Source organism: Streptococcus gallinaceus (assembly GCF_040545695.1).
Lineage (GTDB): Bacteria > Bacillota > Bacilli > Lactobacillales > Streptococcaceae > Streptococcus > Streptococcus gallinaceus.
This window is the reverse complement of sequence record NZ_JBEPMK010000003.1, coordinates 196,028-213,512: the sequence shown is the minus strand read 5'-3', so window position 1 is coordinate 213,512 and position 17,485 is coordinate 196,028. Positions and strand designations below refer to the sequence as shown.

The window sequence follows — 17,485 nt, the reverse complement described above, 5'->3', positions numbered from 1 at the left end:
ATGGAAATTTTTCCTGTGGGCTACCATGTTACTCTTAACATTTACAACAACTTATTTCTTAATTCTGCCAGCCATTACCATTGAAGAGGATAAGGCTGAGGAGATTGCTCTAGTCGTTGAGTCATCTTCAACGACTGGAAGTGAGGAAACATCTTCATCAAGTGTTGAACAAAGTTCAAAGACAGAAACGAGTTCTAGTTCGGTAGAAACAGAGCAAGTGACTGTAACTACTGGTGGAGAATACTTGGAAGATACCCTCTATGATAAAACAGAAGCTTATACCGTTTCTGTTCGTGTTACGAAAGATGCAAGGATTCCTAAAAGTGCGACCTTAAAAGTAGAAGAGTTAAAAGAAGAAGCTCAAGACTTTAATGATTACAAGGGTCAAGTTGAGAATCAGATTGATACAAAAATTAAGAGTTTGAAGCTATACGATATTACCATTATAGTAGATGGACAGGAAGTCGAACCTGCATCTGCTGTGCAGGTGGAAATATCTTATAGCCAGCCGATAGAATCAAGGGACGAAGAGGTCAAAATTGTCCATTTTAAAGATGATGGACAAATTGAAGTTCTGAGATCAAAAGATACAGAAGAAACGAAAAATGCAAGGAGTGATATTGCCTTTAAAACAGACTCGTTCTCTATCTATGCGATTGTACAAGGTGATGTGACAGTTCCGCGTGCTACTTACCATTTTGAAAATGCAGATGGCACAGATTATACGTTTTTAATGTCATCTGGTAAGGCGGTGCATGAGCAGGTGCTGAAGAATGGTGAAAGTTTGAAAGGTGTCGGTATTCCGATTGTCAGTAGTAACCAGCACTTTAATGGCTGGTATCTCTATGATAAAACGACAGGTCGATTCGGTGATAGGATTGAATTTGATGTGCCGATACCTGTGACAGAGACAAAAGATATTTATGTTCGTCCTAGCTACGGTAAGATTGCTTATGTGACCTTATATGATAGTCCAGATGGTGGAGCCATTTTAGATCGCCATGAGTTTGTCTTGAATAGTAATGGTGATGGCCAGATAGATTTGACAACGCATGACGTGGAGGCTCCGACCTCAGATTTGAGTTTTGCGGGTTGGTCATTAACACCGCACGGAGCCATTATTGATGCCGAGCTTGCTAAAAATTATCCGATTACAGGCAATATCTCCCTTTATCCCGTCTTTAAACAGGCTAAAAAGATTGAATTTTTTACGGGAGATCTGGCTTCTGGTGCGACTTATATAGCACCGAGACGAGTCTTTGAGGGAGAAACAGCAGCAAGGGTAGAGCCTAAAGAAGAGCCGACGCGTCCAGGGTATACATTTGTAGGGTGGTATACTTCTGAAACAGGAGGCTATCTTTATAACTTTGATGAAGTTGTGACAAGTGATATCAAATTGTATGCTAGCTGGATTCCAGCCCAGACAAGCTATACTGTGGTTTATTGGCAACAATCCGCAAATGACTCCCAAAATGCCCCAGACAGTCAAAAGACATATGACTATCTGGGGCAGGAGACACGAGCAGGGACGACGGGTAGTTTAGTCTATACTACCGCCTACGATCGTGTGACCAAGGTTCCTAATGGTTTCCAATTGAATAACAGAAGAACAGAATATTCCAAGGTTGTTCAACCAGATGGCTCAACAGTATTGAATGTCTACTATGACCGAAAACTGATTACAATGAGGTTTACATTCCGAGATGGTACAAGAAAAATATTTACAGGTTTGTATGGAACTAGTTTAGCAGCAAATGGATATACTTGGCCTAGAACAAATTACGCTTGGAGCTATTATTCAGACAATGGTATAGGTGGTATGAGTTACTTAGGCGACTTTATTCTTCCTGATACAGTTGCGGAGCGAACTGGTACTGTTATTGAACTTTTTCCAGGTGGTGGAAAAACGCAAGAATATCGTTTCTTTAAACAGAACATTGATGGCAGCTATTCAAATGCTCCAAATGATATTGGTGCAGGAAGCAATGCACAGCGATTTACTTTCTCTGAAAAATATACAGGTTTCAAAGTAGCATATGCTCAGAGATACTATAATAGTGGTAGTGTATATGATTTATCTGCGAAGAGTGTCGCTTCTGGACAATGGGTATCATTGCTGGATTCGTATTATGGTAATTATCTAAATCTAGCCATTTGGTACGAACGCAAGTCCTTCAAGATTCATTATTTAGATCCTTTTACCAATCAGGAATTAAGTAATTTCCCAGAAAAATCAGCCTTGTATGAAGAGAATTTATCGAAATACGCGCCTGATACAACTACCATTAAGCCTGTTCCGAGCCTGCCTGGTTATGAATGGGATGGAAAGTGGTACAAAGACCAGGCTCGTACTACAGAGTTTGATTTTAATACAAAAATGCCTGACCATGATGTGAAAGTATATGCTGGTTGGCGCAATATAAAATATAAAGTCACTATCGAGCCAGATGGAGGAGCCTTATCAGCAGGTGAATCCACCTACTTCAATGTGAATTACGGTGAGAAAATTAGTGAATACTATGACATTAGCCGTGATTATGTTGAAGATCCAGATGGTGCTTACTATTATCGCTATGATACGCGGGCTAATGCAACTGCGGTAACAGAAACGCAACGTTATGCCCGTTATACGACAGACCCAACAGAGCCAAATGTAGATACAAGTAAGAAGTATCGCTTTGAGAAAGATGCATACAAATTAGTAGGATGGTATTATGTCAATAAAGACGGAACGGTTAGACCATATGACTTTTCGGGTTCGGTAACAACCGACATCACCCTTCGTGCAATTTGGCGGCGTGTCGGTGAGTACCATATCAAGTATTCAGACGATGCAGTTGGTTTGGATGGCAAGCCGGTCCTGAAAGACGGCGCACAGGTCAAAACGTCAGAATCACCGGTTGACACCAATAGTTATGATGACCAGTCTCACTCGGCTTTACTGAGTCGCCCGCAGATTCCAGAGGGCTATCGATTCCGAGGATGGTGGTATAACGGTAAGTTATACAATCCCTACGACTACATACCGGTATTAAGTAAACTAGCCAATACTAATAAGGATATTATGATTTATCCAGCACTGATTCCTATTGAAGCTATTACCTTAGAAGATACTTTTATTAAATTTAACGGTAATGGTGGTAAGCGAATTGGGGAGAGTGGTGTAGAAGTAGAAGAGACACAGCTCAGTCACTTAGAATTAAATACTAAGATGAATGTACCTGATACGACTTACTTTGTTCGTGAAGGTTATGACTTGGTGGGATGGAATACAGACAAGATTCAAGCTAACTTGAGAGTTGTGCAGTTCCAATCAAATGAAGAAATTGGGGTTGATAATCAAGCCAATGTCTCCAATACTCTGTATGCGGTATGGAAGCCGAAAAAATACACAGTGACCATTTCCAAGAAAGTAATTGGAGTGGAAAGTGATAAAAATAAAGACTTCACATTTGACCCTAGTGACAGTCTGCAAGCGGAAAATTTCTTCTTACAAGATGGACAGTCAAAAGCATTTACGGTTGAATATGGAACGACGATTAGTATTGATGAACAGGTTTATGCAGATTTTAATGTCGCTGAAACTATTACAGAGAAAAATCTAGCAGATCATTCAGCAGATAAGACCTATCCTGCTAATAATACACCATCACTTGTTGTTAAAGGTGATGTGGATATTGTCTTTACAAACACACGGAACAAACAAAAATTGCGCGTTCAAAAAGTGGATATTGAAAACTTTAACAATACACTTTCAGGGGCAATATTTGATGTGTATACCATTGATGAAAATGGAAATCGTTCTGCTACACCGTCCTATGAAAATATTACGTCTGACGGCAATGGTTACCTAGTTGGTAAGAGTACAAATTATTTGTCTATTCCAGTCGGTAAGTACGCGATTGTTGAAAAGAAAGCTCCAGATGGTTACTTACTTCCGCAAGAAGCAATGACTCTTCAAGTCACAAGTACAAGTGTCAGCTTCCTGCAAAATGGAAATGCTGCCGCGGTTACAACTGCGACATTAGAAGATGGAGAAATTTTCTTCCAATACAAGATTACCAACTCCAAAGGTACAGAATTGCCAAGCACTGGGGGAATGGGTGAACACATCTATCTTATTTTAGGCTTACTCCTAGTCTTACCAGCTAGCTATATTTTATACAAAAGAAAAACATAGTATTGATACACAATACTAGAAGAAGGAAACTATGAAAAAACAAATCTTAACCACTATGCTGTTGTCAACAATCGCACTCGGCAGCCTAGCACCAGCTGCAACTAGCACCGTACTTGCGGCGGATAATGGAACGATAACTATCGAAAGTACGCAAAAAGGAGCAGTATATTCTGCATACAAAATTTTTGATGCAACTGTGGCTGATCCAGCTATCAATAATGGTGCTATATCTTATACTGTTCCAGCAGATCGTGTAGATACGTATAAAGCAAGTGCCAATTTTGATACATTGTTTACCCTTACTACCAATGGTGGTGTAACTTATGTAACGAAAAAAGATAGTGCAACGGATTCACAAATCGCCGAGTGGGCTAAAAGTGTATCTGCGGGTCAAACACCAGCTAATACTGTTACAGAAGATGCAGCAGGTACGGCAGAGTTGTCAGTACCATACGGTTACTACTATGTCGGTACGACTGCAAACAATGGTGCAACTATTATGGTGACATCGGCTTCACCAAATGCAACTATTCGCGAAAAAAATAATGAACCTACATGGGGTGATGCGGATAACCAAGGTAAATCAGGTAAATCTGTAGACGATAAAGTAAAAGCGGTTGGAGAAACCGTTACCTATACGCTAAACTATACAAACGCAACATATTATACTAAAAGTAACAAGGTATACCAATATGTTGTCAAGGATGCCCTTCCAACAGGTGTTGATTTCAATGAAGGCTCTGTAAAAGTCGAAGTCAATGGACAGGTTCTTACAGAAGGAACAGGAAAAACAACTTATATCTTAAACCAATCCGATAATGGTTTTTCAGTGACAATTCCATGGGCAGCAACTCAAACTGCTACAACAGCTACAGGAGATGTAGTAGGAAATCAAACAACAGCTGCTACACTTGGGGATAAAGATGATTTTTACTATAATCCAATCTCAACTATCAAAGTAACTTATACAGCAACAATGTTGAAAGCTGCTTCAGAAGGCTCAACAGAAACAGATACCAATAAAAATACTGCTTATATCAATCCTAATGAATTGACAACTGATAAAGGTTCGTCAGCGACGGTTTATGATGGACAAATTACGATTGACAAAGTAGCAGCTGGTACAGATAAAAAACTGAAAGCTGCAAAATTTGTTTTGCGTAAAAAAGGTACAGAAGAGTATTTGAAGTTAGCAGATACTACTGAAAATGTGACTTGGGTAGGTCGTGATACAGCTCAAGTATTTACAACAGATACTCAAGGAGCAATCACTATTTCTGGTTTGGATGAGGGTGAGTATGAATTGCTTGAAACTGAAGCACCAGCTGGTTACAATCTTTTGAAAGAACCAGTTGCAGTCAAATTGGCATTTGATGAAAATACAGCAGATGGAGATACGCTTCTTGTCACTTCTAAAGTAGCCAACAAACAAGGTGCTGAGCTTCCATCAACTGGTGGTATGGGAACGAAGATTTTCTACACACTTGGTACCGTTCTTGTTATCGGTGGTAGTGTTGTCCTAATCGCGCGTCGTCGTGCAAGAAACTAATTAAATGATAGAAGAGGAGGGAATTGTGACAGAGAAAAAAACAAAGCGTTTGACGGATAAAGCAATTTCCTTCTTTTTGGTTGCCATTATCGTGGCAGGTGTGGTGTTGCTGAGCTATCCGTCTGTGGCAGATTATTGGAATTCTTTCCACCAGTCGCAGGCTATCATGGATTATCAGGAGAAGGTGACAACTTTAGATACTAGCCAGTACCAAAAGATGATAGCAGATGCTGAAGTTTATAATGCAGAAATGGCAAAAACTGGCATCAATTGGCACATGAACAAGGAGGAGCGGAGCCGGTACAATTCGCTTCTGTCCATTGATAATACGGGTAATATGGGCTATGTTTCTATTCCAAAAATCAAGGTCACACTGCCTATCTATCATGGAACGACCGAAGAGGTATTGCAAACGTCTATTGGGCATTTGGAGGGAACTAGTCTACCAATTGGTGGGAGTGGTACCCATTCCGTTTTGTCGGGTCATCGTGGCTTGCCGTCAGCGCGACTGTTTTCGGATTTGGATAAATTGCGAGTTGGAGATCGTTGGACCGTCCACATTCTCAATGAAACCTACACTTATGAAGTTGACCAGATTCGTGTGGTCTTGCCACAAGATTTGAGCAATATTCAGATTGAAGCTGGAAAAGATTACCAGACTCTATTGACCTGTACGCCTTACGGGGTCAATACGCATCGCTTGTTGGTGCGGGGGCACCGAGTGGCGAATGAAGATGGAGATGCCTTGGTTTTGGCTGATGCCATTCAGATTGAACCAATTTACATTGCGCCGTTTATCGCTATTCCTCTCATTCTATCCTTACTCATGCTCTTCCTATTCTCAACGAGACAGCAACAGAAACGCAAGCAATTAGTCGAAAAAATCAAAAAAGGAGAAGACAAATGACTGTCAAAAAATTAAGTTATTTAGCAGGAATCGTGTTCCTTCTTTCTTGTTTTTTTCAGCTAGCTGTATTTGCCAAGTCTCCAAGAGGAAGTATCACGATTAGTCAATCTTATGAAGGCGAGGTGAGAGCTGGTGGTGATTTGAAATTGTATCAAGTTGCCAGTCTGCAGGAAGGAAATATGGTTTCAACGCCAGTATTTGCCGATGTTGCAGCTACTATGGACTTAAGCGCAAGCAGTATCGCTGTCAACAATCGCAACTACAGTCAACAATTAAAGCAACTTGCCCTCGCTAGCAGCCCGCTGCAAGAAGTAGCAGACATCCCGCTTTCAGGAGCGAAGTTTGAAGATTTGGAAGCAGGAGTTTATCTCATTATCCAGACTAAATCAGAGGATGGATTTGAACCACTCAGTCCAGTTTTAGTGGCCTTGCCAACAGATGATAATTACATTTTGTCAGCGACCGAGAAAATGAGCTTGAAAAAAGAGACAACTCCTTCGACTGTGATTGATGACAGCAAGGTTAAGAAACAGACGGAGCTTCCCTTTACAGGTCAATTGTGGTGGCCGATTCCGGTCTTGTTTGTGGTGGGGATGGCTTGCATCTATGCTTCTCGAAAGAAAAGAGGCTAGCATGCAGAAGAGAGACTTAAGAAGTCGGTTGCTTTTAGCTCTGGGCTTGCTTTGTATCCTGCTTTCTATGACATGGTTGGCGTGGAATTTGGTTGAAAATTATCAAGTGAAACAGGCTTCAGATCATGTATTATCTAGTTTGAAATTAGTAGAGAAACGGGATTTTGATGCGACAGATGAAGAGCTTCCTGTTGAAAAGATTAACCAGACCAATTATATGGGTGTCCTGTCCATTCCAGATAAGAATCTCTATCTTCCTATCGCAGCGGACTATAGTTTTGAGCAGATATCAAAGAACCCAACGCGGTACATGGGGTCTTACCTGACAAATGATTTGGTCGTGTGTGGTCATGACAATGCGGTCCATTTTTTAGCCTTGCAAACGATTGCTATAGGCACAAAAATAAGTTTAGAAACAGTGAACGGTGAGAAGATTCAGTACATGGTGACCAATCGAGAGGTTATCGAGCCGACAGCTGTAGACAAGGTGTCGAAGGGAACTGGTCAAGATGATGACTGGGATTTGAGTCTCTTTACCTGTACACAAAGTGGGCTAGCGCGTGTCTTGGTACGTTGCAAACGAATTTAAATAGAAAATAAAAGAACTGGAACTTTCGTTCCAGCTCTTTTATTTTCTATACAATTTGTCTTGTTCGTAGACTGGGTCAAAGGTCACGTGGATGCCCAGTTTACGGAAGACATTTTTATCTTCTTCAGGTAGGGTCACGGTCGAATGGACTTCGCTTCCTTTGAGGTTGGCCAGTTGGTTCATAGCCAATTGAGCTTCCTCGTTATTCATGGCAGTGATGGCAAGAGCCATGAGAATTTCGTTTGAGTGGAGGCGTGGATTTTTGCTTCCAAGGTGTCCAATTTTGAGATTTTGGATTGGTTTGACATATTCAGGTTCAATCAAGTGAGTCGCCTTGTCAATATTGGCTAATTTCTTGATGGCGTTAATGATGACAGCGGCAGATGGTCCGAAGAGTTCGGATGTTTTACCCGTTACAATTTCGCCAGTTGGCAATTCGAGTGCAAGGGCAGGATGATCAGTTGTTTCTTCTTTTTCGCGCGCCACAACGGTCACTTTGCGATCGGCAGGTGTTACGTTGATGTCATTCATGAGCAGTTTAATCTTCTTAACAGCAGTTTCAGGTACACGTTCTGCCTTGAAGTCAACGAGGGTTTGGTAGTAACGGCGGATGATTTCTTGCTTAGATGCTTCGATAGCTGCTTCGTCGTCCACGATGGCAAATCCAACCATATTGACACCCATATCAGTCGGTGATGCATAAGGAGACTTGCCAAGGATACGCTCCAACATCCGTTTTAATACTGGGAAAATCTCGATGTCACGGTTGTAGTTGACAGTTGTTTTACCGTAGGCTTCTAAGTGGAATGGGTCAATCATGTTGACGTCGTCCAAGTCAGCCGTTGCAGCTTCATAGGCCAAGTTGACAGGGTGATGCAATGGTAAATTCCAAACTGGGAATGTTTCAAATTTGGCATAGCCAGAAGTCACCCCGTTGATTTGGTCATGGTAGAGGTTGGACATACAAGTCGCCAATTTACCTGAACCAGGTCCGGGTGCCGTCACGACAACGAGCTTGTGGCTGGTTTTGATGTAATCATTTTTTCCGAGACCATTTGGAGAAATGATATTGTCCATATCGGTAGGATAGCCGTCGATTGGATAGTGGAGGTAAGATGGGATACCGTTTTTCTCTAATTGCTTACGGAAGGCATCTGCCGCAGGCTGACCGCTGTATTGGGTAATGACAACTGAACCGACAAAGATGTCCAAGTCTTTGAATTTATCAATCAGACGGAAAACTTCTTGGTCATAAGAGATACCAAGGTCGCCACGTGATTTTGAATGCTCGATATTGCTTGCGTTAATGGCAATGACAATCTCGACTTGCTCTTTCAATTCTTGGAGTAGTTTAATCTTGTTATCAGGCTCATATCCTGGCAAGACGCGCGCAGCATGGAAGTCTTCCAGCATTTTTCCACCAAATTCAAGATAGAGTTTGCCTTCAAATTGATTGATACGCTCTAAAATGTGGTCACGCTGCAGATTGAGGTATTTTTCTGAGTCGAATGCGATTTTTTTTGTCATTGGGAAATAGCTTTCTGTTTTCTTGGTAGTTTGAGCAGTTGCTTGAGTAGCCATTGTTTCTTTGTCAAAAATTTCTGGCTTCAATCCTAAAATTTTACAAATCTTAAAGACGGTGTCTGCTTTGGCATTTAAGATACCACGTTCAAGGATAGAGCGGATGGTTGTGTAGGGAATGTCGTTTTCAATCGAAAAGGCACGTACACTGCCGTATTTTGCTTCAATTAGCTTTTTTAATTCTAGTTCGGTCATGATGTCCTCCTTGCTAACTAGTATACTATACGAAAAATCATTTGTAAAATAAAAAAACAAAAAATGTATACGAAAAAATGTAAATAAGTTACTTTCGTAGCAATTTGTTGAATAAAATAGTTCCATATGGTAGTATATGTTTCAAGTTGTAATTCTATATAGAAATAAATGGTGGCATATGATTGAAAAAAGTAATGGTGGCTATTTAAACATGCGAGTGCATTTGCTTAATGGTCGGCTTTTCCAAAGTCTGCTCAACAAGGAGCCGGGTGTTCTGTATCGCAGTGAGCAAGGCAAGATTTTATCGGCTCTCTGGTCTAGTCAGGGGAGTATGACGGCTACGGATATTGCCCTAAAGACGGGGTTGGCTAATAATACGCTAACCAGCATGCTAAAACGGCTGGAGGAACAAAGCTTGATTGCTTTTGAGAGCCATCCTCTCGATAAGCGGAAAAAATTCGTTAGCTTGACAGACTTGGGCTGGTCTCAGGAGAAAATTGGCGACAAGGTCAGTCGGGAATTGGCGGATATTTTCTATAAGGGCTTCTCGGAGGAAGAAATGGGAGAATTCGAGGCTTATCTGGAGCGAATTTTAGAAAATTTACAGGCAGCTTCTGTGAAATAAGGAGAAGAAATGATTGAATTTAAAGATGTAAAAAAGACCTATGGCGAGGGAGATATTCTCAAATCTATTCAGTTGCAGATTCAGTCTGGAGAATTTATGGTTTTGGTTGGGCCGAGTGGTTCAGGGAAGACAACCTTGCTGAAAATGGTCAATCGGTTGATTGAACCAAGCGCGGGCCAGATATTCTTAGATGGCCAGGAATTAACTAGTCTGCCTTTACGAGCTCTCCGTTTGTCTATCGGTTATGTTTTGCAGCAGATTGCTCTTTTTCCAAATCTCACGGTGGCCGAAAACATTCTCTTGATTCCAGAGATGAAAAAATGGAAGAAAGGCCAAGCTCAGGAGCGGATGGAAGTCTTGATGGAGAAAGTTGGGCTACCGTTTTCTGAATATGGTCACCGCTATCCCAAAGAATTATCTGGTGGTGAGCAGCAACGAATTGGCATTTTACGGGCGATTATTGCACAGCCAAAGATCTTGCTCATGGACGAACCCTTTTCTGCCTTGGACGCTATTTCCCGTAAGCAATTACAGCTGTTGACCAAGGAATTGCATGAGGAATTTGGCATGACGACCATTTTTGTGACGCACGACACGGATGAGGCTTTGCTTTTGGCTGATAAGATTGCTGTTCTTCATGAGGGAGAGATTGTGCAACTGGCTAGTCCGACAGTTATTTTAGAAAGTCCTGTCAATGACTTTGTGAGAGATTTATTTGGAGGAGGTCAGGATGACTAGTCTCGTATCAACTTTTGAAAATCGATTTGGCGACTGGGTCACAGCACTTGGTCAGCATTTGCAACTTTCGCTGGTGACGCTTTTAATCGCCATTGTACTGGCATTGCCACTTGCAATCTTGCTCAGTCCGCATCGAAAAGCAGCAGAAGCTATCTTGCAAATTGCTGGAATGATTCAAACCATTCCTTCGCTGGCGATTTTAGGACTGCTGATTCCAATGATGGGAATCGGAACCTTGCCAGCCTTGACTGCCTTGGTCTTGTATGCTGTTTTTCCTATTTTACAAAACACTTTGACCGGTCTAGCAGGGATGGACCCTAGTTTGACGGAAGCAGGGGTGGCATTTGGGATGACCAAGTGGGAACGATTGAAGAAATTCGAGTTGCCCCTGGCCATGCCTGTGATTATGTCCGGCATTCGAACAGCGGCGGTATTGATTATCGGGACGGCGACTCTGGCTGCCTTGATTGGGGCTGGCGGACTGGGTTCTTTCATTTTGCTGGGAATTGACCGCAACAATACGAGCTTGATTTTAATCGGAGCCTTGTCTTCAGCCGTTTTGGCAGTGGGTTTTAATTTCCTTTTAAAATTTTTAGAAAAGGCACGTTCTCGGACGATTTTTGCTAGTTTTGCAGTCTTGATTCTGGGTCTGTCTGTCTCTTACGCGCCAGCCTTTTTCCCAAAAATGCAAGAAAAGGAAATCATTACTGTTGCTGGTAAATTGGGTCCTGAACCCGAAATTCTCATCAATATGTACAAGCTCTTGATTGAGCAAGATAGTAGTAAGTTAAAGGTTGACCTGAAGCCGAATTTTGGCAAGACGACTTTCCTGTACGAAGCATTGAAGTCAGGGAAGATTGATCTTTATCCAGAGTTTACGGGGACAGTCACGGCATCTTTGCTACAGCCTGCACCGTCTGTCTCAAATGATGCGGAACAAGTCTATGAAGCAGCCCGTGACGGTATTCTCAAGCAAGATAAGTTAGTGTTGCTCGAACCGATGCGCTATCAAAATACTTATGCTATCGTTGTTCCTCGGAAAATTGCAGAGCAATATGGGCTCAAGACGATTTCGGATTTGAAAGCTGTCGAGCAAGAATTAAAGGCAGGCTTTACCTTGGAATTTAACGACCGCGAAGATGGCAACAAAGGCCTGCAATCCTTGTATGGGCTCCAGTTATCTGTTTCCACTATGGAACCTGCTCTCCGATATCAAGCTATTCAGTCAGGAGATATCCAGATTACAGATGCATACTCGACCGATGCAGAAATCGCCAAATATGACTTGGTCGTATTGAAAGATGACAAAAAGCTCTTTCCACCTTACCAAGGTGCGCCACTTTTATCCCAATCTTTGTTGAAAAAGCATCCAGAATTGAAAAAGATTCTGAATCAATTGGCGGGTCAGATTAGCGAAGAAGAAATGAGCCAAATGAATTATCAAGTTGGTGTAGAAGGTAAATCCGCTAAAAATGTAGCGCGTGCCTATTTAGAAAAGAAAGGACTACTGGAAAAGTAGTGGTAGATTGATATGACAACTATTGCAATTACAGGCGTGACAGGTCATTTAGGTGGCTATGTCGCTAAAAAAATCTCAGAAGCAGGAATTGTTGCGCGTCACTTGGCACGCAGTCCAGAGCGTGCGATTCGTTTTGCTAATGCAGAATTGGTTCAGGCTTTTTACGAATACAGCCCGCAAGCCGTCCAGGCTTTGACAGGTGTAGAGGCCCTGTTTATGGTTTCTGGGAAAGAACACCCAAACCGTCTCCAACAGCATTCTGACCTCATTGATGCCGCTAAGGAAGCTGGGGTCAAGCATATCATCTATACTTCCTTTTATAGTGCTAGTGATGAGGTGACCTTTACCCTCTCACGCGACCATGCAAAGACGGAAAATTATATCAAGGAAAATGGTTTTACTTACACATTTTTGCGGGATAATTTCTACATGGACTTTTTTGTCGAACTATGTCAGGAGTATGGGGAGGTCCGTGGACCTGCAGGACAAGGCAAGGTTTCAGCTGTCGTGCGCCAAGATGTTGCAGACGTGGTAGTGGAAATCCTGAAACACCCTGCAAAATGGGAAAATCAGACACTGGACATGACTGGTCCAGAAAATCTAAGCATGGCAGAACTTGTTCAGGTTGTCGGGCAAGCCTGGGGAAAGAAAATCAATTATATTGATGAGACGGTTGAAGAAGCCTACCAATCGCGTAAGGTCTGGCCAGCTGAAGACTGGGAATACGATAGCTGGGTTTCGACCTACACAGCCATTAAAGCTAGCGAGCAAGAAGGCCTTTCGTCAGATATTGAAAAGGTATTGGGCCGACCAGCGACCTCATTGGTAGAATTTTTAAAAACAAGATAAGGAAAAAATAGGACTATCGCAAGTTCTGTTTTTTGGTATGAATCTGATTAGTTGAAGTTTCGAATTTTTGTCGATATTTCCTCAAATAAATATTTTGTGAAATAATGAGCATATTTTTTGTAATCGGTAACAGAGTCAGTTATAATGTATGGTATAAAATAATATTTTGAAAGCGAGATTTTTCTATGGCAAAAATCGTTGTTGTTGGTGCAAACCACGCCGGTACTTCAAGTATCAATACACTTTTGGATAACTACGGTGCACAAAATGAAGTAGTTGTCTTTGACCAAAACTCAAACATCTCTTTCTTGGGTTGTGGTATGGCTCTTTGGATTGGTAACCAAATTTCTGGTTCAGAAGGTCTTTTCTACGCAAACAAAGAAATGCTTGAAGCAAAAGGCGCTCGTATCTACATGAACTCACCAGTTCAAGCAATCGACTACGATGCAAAAACAGTTACTGCCCTGGTAGACGGTAAAGAACACGTAGAAAGCTATGACAAGTTGATCTTGGCTACAGGTTCACAACCAATCTTGCCACCAATCGCTGGTGCAGAAATCAAAGAAGGCTCACTTGAGTTTGAAGCAACACTTGAAAACCTTCAATTCGTTAAATTGTTCCAAAATGCACAACAAGTTATTGATAAATTGGAAGACAAATCAAACGACATCAAACGCGTAGCAGTTGTTGGTGCGGGTTACATCGGTGTTGAATTAGCAGAAGCTTTCCAACGTCATGGTAAAGAAGTCATCTTGATCGACGTTGTAGATACTTGCTTGGCTGGTTACTATGACCGCGAGCTTTCAGACATGATGAGCAAAAACATGGCTGACCACGGTATCGAGTTGGCATTTGGTGAAACAGTTAAAGCTATCGAAGGCGACGGTAAAGTTGAACGCATCGTAACTGACAAAACAAGCCGCGATGTTGATATGGTCGTTCTTGCAGTAGGTTTCCGTCCAAATACATCTCTTGGTGCTGGTAAATTGGAAACATTCCGCAACGGCGCTTACCTTGTAAACAAAAAACAAGAAACAAGCATCAAAGACGTGTACGCAGTTGGTGACTGTGCGACAGTATTTGACAATGCTATTAACGATGTGAATTACATCGCTCTTGCATCAAACGCTCTTCGTTCAGGTGTAGTAGCTGGTCACAATGCTGCTGGTGTTGAAGTTGAATCACTTGGTGTACAAGGATCAAACGGTATCTCAATCTATGGCCTTAACATGGTTTCAACTGGTTTGACAGAAGAAAAAGCAAAACGCTTTGGCTTCAATCCAGTTGTTGTTGAATCAACTGACCTTCAAAAAGCTGCCTTCATCGAAGAAGCAAACCACGAAGTAACAGTGAAAATCGTTTATGATAAAGATACTCGTAAAGTTCTTGGTGCACAAATGGTATCACGTGAAGACATGTCTATGGGTATCCACATGTTCTCATTGGCAATCCAAGAAGGCGTAACAATCGACCGCTTGGCGCTCCTTGACTTGTTCTTCTTGCCACACTTCAACCAACCATTGAACTACATCGCAAAAGCTGCCATCTCAGCTAAATAATCATCAAAAAAATCGACTAGTTTTAGTCGATTTTTTTGATATATTTACTGGGTGAGTAGGGACTACGGTCGAAATGGGGATTTTTGTCGAGGATTTCTTGGGCAATTTGCCAACCGATAAAAGGACCAGATGTAAGTCCTGAAGAACCTAGACCGCTAGCGACCCATATGTGTTCTTGGTCAGAAAGGTTGCCGTAAAATGGGGAGTAGTCTGATGTGTAGGCGCGTATTCCCACCCGTCTAGCGCTAATAGGCAACTCAGCTAGTTCAGGGATGAATTGGCTAGCCGTTTCTTTCATTTTTTCAATCTTGTCATCATCCAGCGTCAAGTCAAAGCCCATATCGTCTTCGTGGCTCGCACCGATGACCAGTTTTCCATTTTCAAAAGGCAGGATATCAATCTCGCCGTGCAACATGCAACCAGACCACTCATCAGTAGTAAAGTCTGTTTCGATTTCCAGCAGTTGACCTTTCTGTGGACGGACATCCACAGTATAGTCTAGCGGAGTAAGAAGTTGTGGTAACCAAGCTCCCACAGCTAGGATGATTTGGTCGGTCTTCAGCACTTGCTGGTTGATAGAGATAGTCTGCTCATCCATCAACTCGGCTTTCCCATGGAGTAGTCTTCCACCATTTTGCAGAAAGGCTTCTTGTAAATGATCTAGCAAAAGATTGCCGTCCACACGGCCACCCCCACTTGCTAAAATAGCACCTTGCTCCGTTGATAGTTGAGGAATGATTTGTGTTACGGATTGTCCAGTGAATAGGTTAAGCTCCCCAATCATGGGAGCTTTTTCTCTTCTTTCAAGAGCTATATTTTCTAATTTTTTCAGGAGCTTTTCCTTGTTTTTAAAGACCAGTGTCCCAGTCTGCTTGTAAGCAGGGTTCGAAAATCCAACCTCTTGCAAATCCGACATTAGTTGCGGATAAAATGCCGCTCCGCTAGCGGTCAAATGATACCAATCTTGATTGCGACGTTGCGACAGCCAAGGGCAGATAATTCCAGCGGCAGCACGTGTCGCCGTACCAGTACCTTCATCAATCAAGGTCACCTGACAATCTTTTTCTTGTGATAGATAGAACGCGGCTGTCGAACCAACAATTCCCCCTCCGATAATGACTATTTCTCTTTTCATAGGAATATTATAGCATAAAATAGAGAATTTTTTTATCTGCTTGTACATGATACAATAAAGAGAAGAGAAAAATAGCACAAAAAAACAAAAGCATAAGAAAAATGAAAGAAGTTTCAAAATGGAATTTAAATTAAAAATGTGGGTAACCCAAGAAGAACAAGACTATATCAATGGAGTAGTTGGCTATTTTTTGGAAAAAGAGAAGGATTACTTAATTTATTCTGAAACCGAGAGGATTTATCGCCTAATTATCCAATTTTATAACCCAAATCCTGATTGTCCTCAAGATGAGATCCACATTATTCTTTATAAGGGAGCTATTATCAAATTAACCTATAGCTATTATAAAGAAGGTGATGTTATTTCAATCTATTACATATCAATAATAGTACCTTTTGAGGTTCAGGATGAAGAAGATAAGATTATTGAAATAATAAAGGATACGGAAGATGCTATAGAGGCTGATGAAGATGGCACACCAAGTCAGGACACTATCACTTACCCGAATGGTTTCCCACTAACCTACAGTGATGAGATCACAATTCCAGTGATTTGAGTGATGAGGTAGACGAATGTATAAAACAAAAGCGGAGATTATTGCATGGGTAGAAAATTATCCTAATCCAAAAGCAAATTTAGAACAGTTCGCCCTAGATTTTGCGGATCAGATCCGCCAGATGTCATTTGACTTGCCTGAGGGGAATAGGGTTATCTTCTATTCGGGAGGCTTCACCGGAGCAGATTCTTCTTCTGCAGGTCACATGTTTCAATCGGTTAGTAGACACATTCAGGCCAGTCAGGGAAGGCTAGCTTTTATCAACAATGTCGCAGAAAACATCTTAAATGATTTAGAATTAGATAAAGTTATTCGAGATAGGATAAAAAGCGATACTGCAAGATTACTCCACGGCGATTGGACCGACAACACTCGACAAAAGACGGTTTTCGGAGACAAGGCCTTGTCTTTGGATGATGTGATTTCAGAAATGCTGGTGCAAAAGCATGCCAAGGGGGATGTGGCTGTGGTGATGGGTGGCAATGCCCATGCCAATAGCGTCTTCGCCCAGACGGAGCTTCCGACACTGATGGCTAATGAGCGAGTTACTCATATTAATGGCATCCCTAAAGAGGAGTTGGCTGGTCTTTCCAGCGACTTGGAGCGCTTCAATCGCATTAAGGCGGAATCAGTAGCACAGTTGTCAAAGGCAGGTTGGGGATCAAGAGTTTTTACGGGTCAAGGATGGATATTTCAGTGATATTTTCAACTATGAAACTTTTGCAGATTCCAAAAAAGTGACAGACTCCTTCGACTCTAGGGTTCGGCATCAAAATCCTGCCTGGCTTACAGATGTGGAGTTGGGTAAGTTATATAATCTAGATATTCGCAAGACAAGGCCAGAGGCTTTGCAGAAACTTCGGACCCGACA

Annotated in this window: 14 protein-coding genes; 12 read left to right on the top strand and 2 right to left on the bottom strand. The window is 41.8% G+C overall.

Annotated features, from left to right (window positions below):
- The first annotated feature begins 733 nt into the window (after positions 1-733).
- Genes ABID27_RS05220 through ABID27_RS05200 form a run of 5 tightly spaced genes read left to right on the top strand, consistent with a single transcriptional unit; the run spans position 734 to position 7,857 of the window.
- On the top strand, positions 734-4,180 hold the full coding sequence (locus tag ABID27_RS05220) for an InlB B-repeat-containing protein (RefSeq protein ID WP_354280912.1): 3,447 nt from the start codon (positions 734-736) through the stop codon (positions 4,178-4,180).
- Between the two features lie 31 nt (positions 4,181-4,211).
- Positions 4,212-5,729 carry a SpaA isopeptide-forming pilin-related protein gene (locus ABID27_RS05215; RefSeq protein ID WP_354280740.1) on the top strand — a complete coding sequence of 506 codons (1,518 nt, stop codon included), beginning with the start codon at positions 4,212-4,214 and terminating at the stop codon, positions 5,727-5,729.
- Between the two features lie 25 nt (positions 5,730-5,754).
- Positions 5,755-6,636, top strand: coding sequence for a class C sortase (locus tag ABID27_RS05210; protein ID WP_354280738.1), 882 nt, complete (start codon positions 5,755-5,757; stop codon positions 6,634-6,636).
- The gene (locus ABID27_RS05205) at positions 6,633-7,268 is read left to right on the top strand and encodes a hypothetical protein (protein WP_253364245.1); all 636 of its coding nucleotides are present in this window, start codon (positions 6,633-6,635) and stop codon (positions 7,266-7,268) included. Before ABID27_RS05210 ends, ABID27_RS05205 begins: the two co-directional genes overlap by 4 nt.
- 1 nt (position 7,269) lies before the next feature.
- Positions 7,270-7,857, top strand: coding sequence for a sortase (locus tag ABID27_RS05200; RefSeq protein WP_354280736.1), 588 nt, complete (start codon positions 7,270-7,272; stop codon positions 7,855-7,857).
- 39 nt (positions 7,858-7,896) lie between these two features.
- Here the strand turns inward: ABID27_RS05200 and ABID27_RS05195 are convergent, their stop codons facing one another.
- Complete coding sequence (locus ABID27_RS05195) at positions 7,897-9,384, bottom strand: DUF1846 domain-containing protein (RefSeq protein WP_354280910.1); 1,488 nt, start codon at positions 9,382-9,384, stop codon at positions 7,897-7,899.
- Between the two features lie 430 nt (positions 9,385-9,814).
- Between ABID27_RS05195 and ABID27_RS05190 the strand changes: the two genes are divergently transcribed.
- From ABID27_RS05190 to nox, 5 genes are all read left to right on the top strand, one after another.
- Complete coding sequence (locus ABID27_RS05190; RefSeq protein ID WP_253364520.1) at positions 9,815-10,258, top strand: MarR family winged helix-turn-helix transcriptional regulator; 444 nt, start codon at positions 9,815-9,817, stop codon at positions 10,256-10,258.
- A 9-nt stretch (positions 10,259-10,267) separates the two neighbouring features.
- Positions 10,268-10,996, top strand: coding sequence for an ATP-binding cassette domain-containing protein (locus tag ABID27_RS05185; protein ID WP_253364248.1), 729 nt, complete (start codon positions 10,268-10,270; stop codon positions 10,994-10,996).
- The gene (locus tag ABID27_RS05180) at positions 10,989-12,515 is read left to right on the top strand and encodes an ABC transporter permease/substrate-binding protein (protein WP_354280734.1); all 1,527 of its coding nucleotides are present in this window, start codon (positions 10,989-10,991) and stop codon (positions 12,513-12,515) included. Before ABID27_RS05185 ends, ABID27_RS05180 begins: the two co-directional genes overlap by 8 nt.
- Before the next feature lie 12 nt (positions 12,516-12,527).
- Positions 12,528-13,364, top strand: coding sequence for an SDR family oxidoreductase (locus tag ABID27_RS05175; protein ID WP_354280732.1), 837 nt, complete (start codon positions 12,528-12,530; stop codon positions 13,362-13,364).
- 185 nt (positions 13,365-13,549) lie between these two features.
- Positions 13,550-14,923 carry a H2O-forming NADH oxidase gene (nox, locus tag ABID27_RS05170; RefSeq protein WP_253364251.1) on the top strand — a complete coding sequence of 458 codons (1,374 nt, stop codon included), beginning with the start codon at positions 13,550-13,552 and terminating at the stop codon, positions 14,921-14,923.
- Between the two features lie 22 nt (positions 14,924-14,945).
- Here the strand turns inward: nox and ABID27_RS05165 are convergent, their stop codons facing one another.
- A complete protein-coding gene (locus ABID27_RS05165; protein ID WP_354280729.1) occupies positions 14,946-16,058 on the bottom strand; it encodes an NAD(P)/FAD-dependent oxidoreductase in 1,113 nt (370 codons plus the stop codon).
- 118 nt (positions 16,059-16,176) lie between these two features.
- Between ABID27_RS05165 and ABID27_RS05160 the strand changes: the two genes are divergently transcribed.
- A complete protein-coding gene (locus ABID27_RS05160; protein ID WP_354280727.1) occupies positions 16,177-16,614 on the top strand; it encodes a hypothetical protein in 438 nt (145 codons plus the stop codon).
- A 121-nt stretch (positions 16,615-16,735) separates the two neighbouring features.
- Positions 16,736-17,314 (top strand): hypothetical protein, encoded by a 579-nt coding sequence (locus ABID27_RS05155; RefSeq protein WP_354280725.1) that lies wholly within the window; start codon positions 16,736-16,738, stop codon positions 17,312-17,314.
- The last annotated feature ends 171 nt before the right edge of the window (positions 17,315-17,485 follow it).